This is a genomic window from Pseudoalteromonas sp. 2CM28B, assembly GCF_023161935.1.
In genome coordinates this window covers 1-11946 of sequence record NZ_JALNTH010000044.1, presented here as the reverse complement: position 1 = coordinate 11946, position 11946 = coordinate 1, and the positions used below count along the sequence as shown (strand labels likewise).

The 11946-nt window shown below is 38.2% G+C and carries 8 protein-coding genes; 3 read left to right on the top strand and 5 right to left on the bottom strand.

The window, feature by feature from the left end; all coding sequences use genetic code 11:
• Positions 1–152 precede the first annotated feature (152 nt).
• Positions 153–2471 carry an aerobic respiration two-component sensor histidine kinase ArcB gene (arcB, locus tag MTN96_RS31730; protein ID WP_248534106.1) on the top strand — a complete coding sequence of 773 codons (2319 nt, stop codon included), beginning with the start codon at positions 153–155 and terminating at the stop codon, positions 2469–2471.
• Between the two features lie 7 nt (positions 2472–2478).
• Here the strand turns inward: arcB and arcA are convergent, their stop codons facing one another.
• From arcA to trmB, 4 genes are all read right to left on the bottom strand, one after another.
• Entirely contained in the window at positions 2479–3195 is a 717-nt protein-coding gene (arcA, locus tag MTN96_RS31725; protein WP_008110444.1) for a two-component system response regulator ArcA, read from the bottom strand.
• A gap of 448 nt (positions 3196–3643) precedes the next feature.
• A complete protein-coding gene (locus MTN96_RS31720) occupies positions 3644–5248 on the bottom strand; it encodes an ATP-binding protein (RefSeq protein WP_069439187.1) in 1605 nt (534 codons plus the stop codon).
• 183 nt (positions 5249–5431) lie between these two features.
• A complete protein-coding gene (locus MTN96_RS31715) occupies positions 5432–6457 on the bottom strand; it encodes a methyltransferase (protein ID WP_248534104.1) in 1026 nt (341 codons plus the stop codon).
• Between the two features lie 36 nt (positions 6458–6493).
• Complete coding sequence (gene trmB / locus MTN96_RS31710; protein ID WP_248534102.1) at positions 6494–7219, bottom strand: tRNA (guanosine(46)-N7)-methyltransferase TrmB; 726 nt, start codon at positions 7217–7219, stop codon at positions 6494–6496.
• Positions 7220–7369: 150 nt separating this feature from the next.
• On the opposite strand from trmB, the gene mutY reads away from it, so the two are divergent.
• Positions 7370–8431: an A/G-specific adenine glycosylase gene (mutY, locus tag MTN96_RS31705; protein WP_248534100.1), complete on the top strand. Its 1062-nt coding sequence runs from the start codon at positions 7370–7372 to the stop codon at positions 8429–8431.
• A 33-nt stretch (positions 8432–8464) separates the two neighbouring features.
• Entirely contained in the window at positions 8465–8737 is a 273-nt protein-coding gene (locus tag MTN96_RS31700; RefSeq protein ID WP_013464143.1) for an oxidative damage protection protein, read from the top strand.
• A gap of 57 nt (positions 8738–8794) precedes the next feature.
• On the opposite strand, the gene MTN96_RS31695 is transcribed toward MTN96_RS31700, so the two are convergent.
• On the bottom strand, positions 8795–11578 hold the full coding sequence (locus MTN96_RS31695; protein WP_248534098.1) for an ATP-binding protein: 2784 nt from the start codon (positions 11576–11578) through the stop codon (positions 8795–8797).
• Positions 11579–11946: the final 368 nt, after the last annotated feature.

Sequence of the window (11946 nt, the reverse complement as noted above, 5' to 3'; positions counted from 1 at the left end):
GATTTGCTGAAATGCAGCAAATAACACCAAACATGAAATTTTATTGTTTTTGTCGCACAACATGAAAATAGCTGATAGAAAATGCTAAAATTAGCCTTTAACCTTGAAAGGTCAACAGACCCTAAGCATTTAGCTAAGAGAAAAACTGATATATGACTGATTCTTCTTTGAACCCGTGGGTTAGAGTTCTTTCCAGTTCAATAACTCGTTTTGGTGAGTTTAAAACTGCAGCTATTTGCTATGCATTATTACTGACAATATCGCTGGTTTTATCAAGTATGTTTTATTACGTTGCCATAGGCGAAGTAAACTTGGTTGATATACTCGCCGTGGTATTTTTTACCTCGGTTGTTTCCCCTTTAGTTATCAGCATATTATTAAACTCTATTCGGCAACTTGATGCCTCTTATGCTTATTTAGATAGTGCCACAAAACAAGAGAAGCTTTTAAATCAAACCCTCAAAGACAATATTAACCGCTTAAACATTGAAATTGACGAACGTAAAATGGCTTTTCATGCCAAACACCGAGCAATAGAAGAGCTTAGGCGTGAAATTGCAGAGCGTAAAAAAACACAACAAGAACTCGCACAGCAAGGCATGTTACTGCGCTCAATTGTAGACTCCTCGCCGGATTTATTTTATTACCGCGATAACAACGGGGTGTTTGCTGGTTGTAATAAAATGTTTGAAGAGGTGATGGGTAAAACCAGTGGTGAACTTATTGGTAAAGCCGCAGAAGAAATATTCCCAAGCCACTTTTTATCAGAAGTACTCAGAACCGATGAGCAGGTTGAGCGTACGCACCAAGGGTTAACTATAGATGTGGAGTACTCAGTAAACGGTGAAATTAGGTGGTTTGAATTGCGTAAACTTCCCTTTATTAATGAACAAGGGGATTACATTGGTTTACTTGCGTTTGGCCGTGATATTACCAGTCGTAAAGAAGCTGCGCAGGCACTAGAAACAGCTTATAAAGATAAAGGGAAATTTATTGCCACATTAAGCCATGAGTTACGCACGCCGCTTAATGGTATTGTGGGCTTAACGCGCATGCTACTGGATACCGAATTAAACAAACAGCAACGCAGTTGGTGTAATACCGTGTTTTCAAGCGCCGAAACACTAGGTAATATATTCAACGATATTATAGATTTAGATAAAATTGACCGTGAGCAGTTAGATATTGCCGCCAACGAAATTAATGTTTCGGACTTTATCAACGATGTAGTTAACTTTGCAGGCCTTATTGCTGAGCAAAAAGAGCTTTCGTTTGAAGTGAAGCGTTCTGGCATGCTTGACATATATGCTTTGCTTGACCCGACCCGTTTACGCCAAGTGGTGTGGAACTTAATTAATAACGCTGTTAAGTTTACTCAACAAGGGAGCGTAACCTTAGATTGTGCCAGAGAAAACCGTGAAGATGGCCCTTGGCTTATTATTAAAATACTCGATACCGGTGAAGGCATTCCACAAGAGCAACTAACACGCATTTTTGACATGTACTATAAAGCGCCAGATCTTAAAGGCACCAATGCCATTGGTTCAGGTATTGGCTTAGCTGTCACCAAAGCGTTAGTAAGCGCAATGAAAGGCACAATAACGGTTAATAGTACCCCTGGAGAGGGCAGCTGCTTTACGGTACAAATTCCGCTGAATTTATGTAGTGCTCCTACCGAACATAGTTATGTTGGGCGTAGCTTATATATTTTATTAGTGGAGGATGTGCCACTTAATGCTGAAATTGCTACTAACCTACTAGAGCAACGTGGACACGAAGTGCTGTGGGCTGAAACGGGTGAAGATGCTTTATCGTTTGTCGAAACTGAAGATGACTTAGATTTAGTCTTACTTGATATGCAGTTGCCTGATATTAATGGTGACGAAGTGGCAAGACAAATTCGCGCTCAAAGTCATTTTGATCAGCTTCCAATAGTGGCATTAACGGCCAATGTACGCAGTGCTGAAGAGGAGCTTGAGGGTATTTCTATTCAAGGCGCACTAGCTAAACCAATAAACACAAGCAAGTTAGATAATATGCTCGCTGAACTCTTTGGCATTAAGCAAGCGCAAACCGAGGCTCCTCAACGAGTGGTCAATCAAGCGTTATTAAATCAAATTAATACTGACTTGTTGGATGTTGAAACCATTGAAGACTTTGTAAATTCGATGGGCGTTGAAGTATTTAAACGCAGTAGCCAGTTGTTCGCAAAGCTAAATCCGCAGTACCAACAAGAGCTGTTAGCTTCGTTAAACGCTGCTGATAGAGAAGAGTACAAATCGGTTGCGCATAAGTTAAAAGGTGCGGCTGGTTCGGTCGGTCTTAATGATGTTCAGTTGCATGCAAAGCAAATGGAGCATGGGGCGCTGGAGCAAAGTGACGAAGTGTTAGCTGTGTGGCTTGAGGAGTTAACAGATAAAATAAATGAAGGACAACAGGCCCTTCATTTATTTTTACAGCAATTAGAGTAATAACTAATTAGCTATCGATTTTACCAATGAAACGGTAACCTTCACCATGGATGGTGCTGATTAACTCAGATGTTGAGTTGTCGCTTTCAAAGTGTTTGCGAATACGACGAATTGTTACGTCAACCGTACGGTCGTTAGCGCGAAGCTCTCGGCCAGTCATGTGTTTAATTAGTTGCTCACGGCTAAATATACGACCCGGAGAGTCAAGCATTAAACGCAGTGCTCTGTATTCGCCTTTAGGTAGACGTTTCGCGTCTCCGTTTGGAGAAGTAAGGCAGCGACTATTTTCGTCAAGTTCCCAACCGTTAAAGGTGATCACGCCATTTGTTTCAATAGCAGACTCTTCACCACCTAATGCAGTACGCGTAATTAAGTTGCGAGCACGAATAGTTAATTCACGCGGGTTGAAAGGCTTAGTAATATAGTCATCAGCACCAATTTCAAGACCTAAAATACGGTCTACATCGTTGTCACGGCCTGTTAAGAAAATAAGACCAACTTTGCGTTTTTGGCGTAATTCGCGAGCTAAAATAAGCCCGTTTTTACCTGGCAGGTTGATGTCCATAACTACAAGATTGACGTCATCGTTATTTGTAAGCTTATCATGCATATCATCGCCATCAATGGCTTCAATAACTTTGTAACCTTCGGCTTCAAATAAACTAACGAGGTTTAGTCTAGTTACGTCTTCATCCTCTACGATCAGAATGACTGGCGTTTGCATTTTTAATTAACCTTTTTGTAGAGTGTTTTATTTTAAAATCGGTGTGATCATCAAAACCGACTACTAGAATTATAGGATTATATCTAAATGTTAACAAGTAAAAACAAATTAGATAAAAACAGCTGCGCGCTCAAACTATTATTAAAAACCGCGGCTTAATTGATACTTAACGTTGGATGTATAACTTGAATTATAAAGTCGAAGCCATTTCCCTTTAATAATTGATACATCCATCAACCACCTAAAGATACTTAAAATAATCAGACTAATTCAAAACGAAATTATATCACTTTACAATTTTTCATCAATGTATGTGATATGTTAAACACAATTAAGTTCATTAATTATGTGGAAATACAGCATTAATGATACAACTGTTCAATGAGTGCTGTCTTAGTATGGTCATAAAGTCGTAATTCAAGAGCAGACAACGGATTTATTTCACTTTTTAAAATAGCGTAATAATAAATCGTGCTCCTGATTGATACTCAGTATCTAATACAATTTCTCCAGCCAAAGCCTGGGTCACTAAGTTGTAAACTAAATGCATGCCTAATCCACTGGCTCCTTGACCGCGTTTTGAAGTAACAAAAGGGTCAAAAATTTTCGCTCTTATGTTGCTCTCTACACCTAGGCCGTTATCGGTGTAGGTAATTTGTGTTTTTGTGCTTGTTGCCACAATATCAATTTGCACTACATTGTCACCGCCAGCTACAAATCCGTGTAGTAGGGAGTTTAAAATTAGTTGATGGAAAACTTGCTGCAGTGGCCCTTTTTTACTTTCAACGGTTAAATCTGCTGGGCAATTTATAAGAACTTTAGGATTTTTTATTCTTAACTCTTGCCCCATAGACAATAATGTATCGTTTATGAGCTGCTGAAAGTGAACGGTGCTAGTGATTTCATCATCTTTGATCACGGCCACTTTTTTAAAGTTAGAAATAAGCTCTGCGACACGGTTTAAACTACTGTAGATGAGGTCTAAGTTTTCAATGCCATCGTTAGTAAATTGCTCAAATTGACTGGCAGTCAATGACTTATTTTGAAAGTTAATTTGTAGCTCCGCGAGTTTATCCCTTAGTAAAGTAGAACCGGTGATCCCAAGCCCTATAGGGGTATTTACCTCATGAGCTACACCTGCCACCATTTGCCCTAATGAAGCCATTTTTTTGTTTTCGACAATTTGAGTTTGGTATTGGTGCATCTTTTCAAGTGTAGATAGCAACTCTTTATTTGCTTCTCTGAGCGCGATGGTTCGTTGGCTTACTTTTTCTTCAAGATTTGAGTTTAGTAGCTTAATTTCTTTTTTATCTTCTTCGTGGCGCTCTATTTGTCTTTGTGTTCGCGCCAGCATTACATTTAAGCTGTTAGAAAGCCTGGTTATTTCAGTTAAGTTTGTTAAAGGCGCCCGGGCGTAGTAGTTATGATTTTTAGCTATGTTTTGTAGTAACAAGCTTAAGTTTTCTATTGGGCTGGCTATCCTTTTTTGTAGCCTTAAAATAATCAAAGAGATAAAAATAAGTATTAAAGCGATAATGGCAATATCAATTATAATTTTTTTAGTGATAAACTTATTTAAGTTATCCAAGCTGCCCCTAATATACACATAACCCAGTAACTGATCATTATTGAGTATTGGAGTAATGTACTCAATAAACTCATCACCTACTTGGGGTTCTATAAAGTCGTTAATACTGTCTGTTTTGATTGGTACAGGTGGCGATTTTTGGGCATTAAAACTGGTAAAAAATACTGGTTTATTTGTTTGCTCATCTAGCGCATAAATATGTAAGTTTGTGACCGATGAGACTTGTTGAAGAAGCTTTAACCGCCTTTCTTCTGCAGGTCTATTTTTATTCAGTAATGACGGCATTGCATCAAAGGCAATGATCTCTGACACCAGCACAAGTTTACTAATGAGCTGCTTTTTTTGCTCTTGTGTACTTAAGTAAGTAGAAATAGAAAGAGATAATAGCAAACAGATGGCTGTTATAAGCATGATGGTTTTAAACAATATACTACGAATGCTATTTTGCTCTACAGTTTTAGGCATTGCGAGAGGGTCATCCGTGTCAATTGTGAATGTAATAAATACTAGTTTAGCAAAAACAGGAAAAAGTGAAGCAAAAAGATTAGCTTAATTACACTATTTATTTTTAGTTAATCTACGTCATAAAGTAAATATGCGGCTAATATACCGCATATCTATATTTTGATAGGGGATTAATAATTAGTTTTAGCTACTGTATACAGCAAACTTATTATTCTTAAACACCGTTTGATAACTATCAAATTGGGCTTCTAAAATAGGTGGATATTTTAAAAAGCTATTAGCAACAATAGTGAGCTTACCAGTTTTAGTTAGGTGCTGTTTGGCATTATTTAAAAACGATTCGGCTACTGTGTAATCGGTCGCAATACCGGTATGAAATGGTGGGTTACTAATAATTAAATCAAACTTACCTGCAATGCTGTTTAAACCATCGCTCAGTACGGCTTCACCATTAACGTTATTAAGTTTAAGCGTTTGTGTTGTTGCATAGGCAGCTAGTGCGCTAACATCACTACATGTAAATGTAAGAGCCGGATTTTTTAGCCCTAAAAACGTAGCAATAAGCCCCGCGCCACAGCCAAAGTCAAGAACGTTACCGTGTTTTATATTTGGTGCATTTTCTAATAGCATTTTAGTGCCTGCATCAAGGCCGCCATGGTTAAACACGCCGGGAATACTTACAGCAGTAAACTCAATATCACTTACGTTTACCACAAACTCTTTGTGGTAAGTACTAATATCAAATGTTGAATTCAAGGTTATTTCTGAAAATGAATATAAAACGCAGTGTTTTGCAGAGTCAATTTTATTACTCAACGCCGTTTTATTGGCGAGTTGCTTTTCAATTGATTTTACACCGCTTTTGTTTTCGCCAACGACTAGCAGCTCAGCTTCTTTACTTATCACTGCGCGTATGTTGTCTAATGTCATTAATAGCTCAGGCTTAGACTTGGGGTAATAAAGAATTACTAAATCATATTCACCGGCGCTAATCGTGTGATTAACTTCTACATTTATACCCGATATGTTTTTAGCAAATTCACCATTTGCATGGTTATAGCTAAAAGCCGTTATTTTACTTTGTGGGTTGAGCGTTTTTAGCTCATTTAAAAAGCCATCTTGAACAAAGTTGACCACCAATATTGATTTACCTTTTAGCTCCTCGCTGTTGCGAAGTAATAATAGGCTCGGATTGGTTAATACGCTCATAAATCGCTTTACCTTACTTGATTATTAAATTAACGGTTATTTAGTACGTTCGAACATTAAATCCCATACGCCATGGCCTAAACGATGGCCACGTTGTTCAAACTTAGTCAGCGGGCGTGAATCAGGACGAGGTACATAGTCGTTAGTCTCTGATTGGTTTTTGTAACCAGGTGCTGCTTGCATTACTTCAAGCATATGCTCTGCATAGTTTTCCCAATCGGTTGCCATATGAAAAACGCCGCCAATTTTTAATTTAGAACGTAGTTTTTCTGCAAACTCAGTTTGTACAATACGGCGCTTATGGTGACGCTTTTTGTGCCATGGATCAGGGAAGAACAATTGTAAGGTCGATAAGCTTTCATCACCTATACAATCTGCAAGGACTTCAACGGCGTCGTGTTCAAATACACGAAGATTAGTAACGCCTGCTTCGTCGGCATCCATTAAGCACGCGCCAACGCCTGGGCGATGTACTTCTATACCGATAAAGTTAAGATGTGGTGCATTTTTTGCCATTTCAACCAATGACTTGCCCATACCAAAGCCAATTTCTAACACTACATCATTGTCATTTCCAAATACTGCGTTTAAATCAAGTAGGCCGTTTTTATGCTCAAGCCCCATTGTTGGCCAGCATTTTTCGATTGCAGCGGCTTGGCCTTTGGTTAATCGGCCTTCGCGTTTTACAAAACTACGAATAGTGCGGATATACTTACCTTCTTGCTTAGCTTGCTCAAGGTTGTTGTTACTTGATTCACTCATATTATTGGCCTGACAAAACAATGTGTTTAAAAATGGTTGCGTATTATCCCTGACCCGCGCGGGGTTGACAAGCTCTAGGGCGTTATAGCTTGATCTTTTCAACAACTACAATAGACTGAGCCGCCATTAAGCATTAGTAAAAAAGTAAATATGTTGGATTTAAAAAAGCAGCAGTCTGATTGGTTTTCTAACCAAGTAGTTGATTGGTATCATCTCCATGGGCGCAAAACATTGCCATGGCAATTAGCTAAAACACCTTATAAAGTTTGGGTGTCTGAGGTGATGCTGCAGCAAACCCAAGTTGTGACTGTTATTCCTTATTTCGAAAAGTTTATGCAAAGCTTTCCCGATATTATTGCTTTAGCAAATGCTGATGAAGATCAGGTTCTGCATCACTGGACTGGTCTAGGTTACTATGCACGCGCGCGCAACTTACATAAAACGGCCAAAATAGTGCGAGACAAATATCAAGGCCAGTTTCCCAGCACACTTGAAGAGGTAATGGATTTACCCGGAATAGGGCGCTCCACTGCCGGTGCTGTTTTATCTTTATCTTTGGGGCAGCATCATCCTATTCTTGATGGTAATGTTAAAAGAGTGCTTGCGCGATTTTTCATGGTTGAAGGTTGGTATGGCGTCAAAAAGGTAGAAAATCAGCTGTGGCATTTAAGTGAACAACTCACCCCTAAAAATAATGTGACTGAGTTTAATCAAGCTATGATGGATTTAGGGGCAAGCCTTTGTTCACGAAGTCGTTTTAACTGTGAAGCATGTCCGTTAAAAACACAATGTGGTGCTTTTAATGCGGGTAAGGTTAAAGAGTTCCCACATTCTAAACCTAAAAAAGCAGTGCCTAAAAAAAGTTGTCATCAGTTAATTATTAAACATAACGACAAAGTACTCATGGAAAAACGCCCAAGTAGTGGCATTTGGGGGGGATTATTTGGTTTTTTTGAATTTAATGAGCACAGTGAGCTCGATACTTTTTTAGCACAGCAAGGGCTAAAAAGTGAGCTTGAGATATTAGCGCCTTTTAGCCATGTGTTCTCACATTTTGAGCTAACCATAAACCCACATGTGCTCAATGTTCAGCAAATCCCTGATGTGGTGAACGACAAGCAATTAATATGGTATCCACTTGATCAATCAATAGAGGTGGGTTTAGCTGCACCGACTAAAAAGTTGGTTAAACAAATGAGCCCAATAGGTTAAACTAGCAGCATTTAGCGTTAGAGAGAATAAATCATGGCACGTACTGTATTTTGTCAAAAGTTACAAAAAGAAGCTGAAGGCCTTGGATTTCAACTTTATCCTGGGGAAATTGGCGAAAAGATTTTTAATAATATATCTAAAGAAGCATGGGGACAGTGGCAGCATAAACAAACGATGCTGATCAACGAAAAGCATTTAAATATGATGGACCCAGAACATCGTACCTTTTTAGAAGAGCAAATGGTTGGCTTTTTATTTGAAGGAAAAGAGGTTGAGATTGAAGGCTATAAGCCAGTAGAAAAATAATCGTTAAAAAAGGGCTAAAAAGCCCTTTTTTGTTGTGCATACCTATGATCAGTTTAGTTAAATCAAGTCATCTTGTTGATCGTGGTTTCTAATTTGTTCTTTTAAAAATTGTGCTGCTCTTGAATATTCAATTTCGAGCTCATCTCTCATCTCAATTAACTCATCGGCATTGATTTCATCAGCCTTACACTTATCCTCAAATGACTGCGCTAAATCAGCCACAATATTAGCCCCCACTGTTTTTGATATAGATTTCAATTGATGGCAGGCAGCTATAATTTCACTTTGACTCTTTTGTAGTACCGCAAAGTTGATTGATTTAATTTGTTCTTGGCTTTGCTCTAAATACATTTTAAAGAAGCGAATTTTTTTAGCATCATCGCCATTTATATATTTGTTGGCAGACTCCATGTTAATAGGCATGGCTGGCTTTTCAGCTGAGCTAATTTGTTTTGGCTGTTTATTATCTAAATCGCTCCATTGATTTAATATGTCCTCAAGCGCATTTAACTCAATCGGTTTAGTTATAAAGTCATTAATTCCCACAGCTAAGCAGCGCTCTCTTTCGCCTTTTAAGGCATTGGCTGTTACAGCAATAATATAAGGTTGGGCATCGATTGCTTCTAACAGTGCCGCTTCCTCTCTAATCTTTTCAACCATATCGTAGCCAGACATTTTCGGCATATGTAAATCGGTTAGGATGAGCGAATAGCTGTTTTTACGCCACATCTCTATGCCTTCCTCACCATTATTCGCTACTTCCACACTATACCCTAGTATGTGTAACTGCTCGGTAAGTACCTCTTGGTTTAGTAAGTTATCTTCTACCAATAAAACAAGCCTATTTGCAGCGAGTGCTTCTTCTGAATTTAAGTAATGATTCATGCTTTTAGCTTTTTTTATTTGCTTAGGTTTATGTAAGCCCGCCGCAACCAAAATTGAAAGCATAAAATTAGATTTACATAGTGGTGAAGCATTAATATAAAAAATATTTTTATGATTAATAACGGCTTCATCTAGCTTACTTAATACCACCATTTGCTGATTATTATCTTCTAGTGAGTAAAGTAAACTTCTTAGCAAGGTACTAATACTGCTCATGTCGTCAATACCATCAACAACCCAAATAATATCCTTTGTGTCTTGATGATTTTCTATGTCCTTTTGCTCATGGGTATAGGTTATTTTGGCCCCCATAAATGACAAGTAACGATAAATTACCTTGCCGCGTTCAGCATTATCACTAACAACAACAACATGTTTACCATTTAGTGTATTTTTATGAGCAAATTCAGTTTTACCTGCCGTTGAAAAAGGCAGTTCAACGGTAAACTCACTACCAATCCCCTCATGGCTTGTAACATGTATAGTACCAAGCATTAGCTCGGTTAAGCTTTTACAAATTGAAAGCCCAAGCCCTGTACCGCCAAATTCTCGGGTAATTGAGCTTTCAGCTTGAGTAAATGGGCTGAATATTTTCCTTAATTGAGACTGACTCATTCCTTTACCGTTATCAACTACACAAAAACGGAGTGTAAAATGATCGGCAGTGTTGTGTGCCACTTCAACCGATATTTTCACCCTACCTTGGGTTGAGCCATTGGTGCTGGTAAATTTAATGGCATTACTGCATAAGTTATAAAGTACTTGGCGAACTCTGACTGAGTCGCCCATAAGGTTATTAGGAATATCGGGTGCAATTGATAAATCGAGTTCTAGGTGACGATTTTTTGCAACTGACGATAACACCTTTGCGACTTCTTCTAGTGTATCTGCAACAGAAAAGGGAGTCGGGTCTATATTGAGCTTTCCTGCTTCAATTTTAGAAAAATCCAAAATATCATCTAAGATACTTAGCAGCGAGAATGCAGATTCACGAATAATTGTACTTAAACGTTGCTGTGCACCATCAAGTTCTGTTTGACGAAGTAAATCAATGGTACCAATTACGCCATTCATTGGTGTTCTTATTTCATGACTCATAGTGGCTAAAAAGGTGGTTTTAGTTTCACTGGCTTTTAGCGCTTTTTGCGTTTGTTTCTCTAACTCAAAGGTTCTGTTTTGTACTTCTGTTTCAAGGCTTGTTTGTAATTTTTTTAACTCTTTTTTTGCCGCTTGATCGTCAGCTTGAACCTTACTCACCTTTTTGAGTAACAAATTAACTTGTTGAGCTACCGTTTCTAAACCACCCTCTAGTTGCTCATTTAGGGTACTTTGATAGTTATCGTTTTGCGTAATTTCTTTTAGTTCTTGAGTAAGTGAATCTGTATTTTTATGTAATCGCTTGTTAATGTATTTATTCAACATGAATGCTAATACAAACAGCACCACCAGTGCAGCAAAGGCTACAATATAGGCATTTAGTGGTGAGTGTTGATTTGATGGTGTAACTGAGGACTGTGTTTGCTCAATAATAAGCTCTCCAATTACCTGTCCCTCTGATGAGATTAAATGATGAAGAGTATTTTGTTCTTTAATATATTTATTAACAGCTAAAGGCGCAATTGCTTTACTGTTATTGCTATAAACTAACTCGGCTTGATTATTGGCATTAAAACGGTGGAGCGTATATTTATAATCATCATTGAGTAAGGTGGTCATATCGAGTAATTGCGTGACCTTGTCTTGCTCGTATATTGTTAATGCTTCTGCTAAAGGCTGATCAAGACGCTCAGCAAGTTTTGTTAACGATAAAGTAGAGGTTGGAGCAGATGCGTTGTTATCAGCATTGCCTTGTGAATAAAGCACAAAGGCGACTACAAATAATGCGGTTATTATAAGGTTACTAACTAAGAATAAAGGTAGTAGGCCTTTTATTGCTGAAGAGGGCTTGCTCTGCATGAGTTTTCCTGTGGTCTTATTATTAAAACGGTAAGCCTGTACCGAAAGTTATTATTCAATCGTAACACCTAAAAAAAATAATTCACTACGTTTTTTAAACTCTTTTGTTGGATAAATACACTGTATTAACGAAAATAGCCTCGAGTTGTTTGAAAACCGTTCAAACGATTATAAAGAATAAAAAAAAAGTTGACTTGTAGGGGCAAAACTCGTTTAATACGCCGCACGCCCAGATAGCCAGTTAGTAGAGCTAGCTGGGAATTGCATTAAAAATCCGTTAAGATTTTTAATTAGCACTGTTTAAGTGCCTCGATAGCTCAGTTGGTAGAGCAGAGGATTGAAAATCCTCGTGTCCCTGGTTCGATTCC

What these genes read in the sequence shown, in the direction of transcription:
- arcB (WP_248534106.1), top strand. Translation starts at nt 153, where the DNA reads ATGACTGATTCTTCTTTGAACCCGTGGGTTAGAGTTCTTTCCAGTTCA.
- arcA (WP_008110444.1), bottom strand. Translation starts at nt 3,195, where the DNA reads ATGCAAACGCCAGTCATTCTGATCGTAGAGGATGAAGACGTAACTAGA.
- MTN96_RS31720 (WP_069439187.1), bottom strand. Translation starts at nt 5,248, where the DNA reads ATGCCTAAAACTGTAGAGCAAAATAGCATTCGTAGTATATTGTTTAAA.
- MTN96_RS31715 (WP_248534104.1), bottom strand. Translation starts at nt 6,457, where the DNA reads ATGAGCGTATTAACCAATCCGAGCCTATTATTACTTCGCAACAGCGAG.
- trmB (WP_248534102.1), bottom strand. Translation starts at nt 7,219, where the DNA reads ATGAGTGAATCAAGTAACAACAACCTTGAGCAAGCTAAGCAAGAAGGT.
- mutY (WP_248534100.1), top strand. Translation starts at nt 7,370, where the DNA reads ATGTTGGATTTAAAAAAGCAGCAGTCTGATTGGTTTTCTAACCAAGTA.
- MTN96_RS31700 (WP_013464143.1), top strand. Translation starts at nt 8,465, where the DNA reads ATGGCACGTACTGTATTTTGTCAAAAGTTACAAAAAGAAGCTGAAGGC.
- MTN96_RS31695 (WP_248534098.1), bottom strand. Translation starts at nt 11,578, where the DNA reads ATGCAGAGCAAGCCCTCTTCAGCAATAAAAGGCCTACTACCTTTATTC.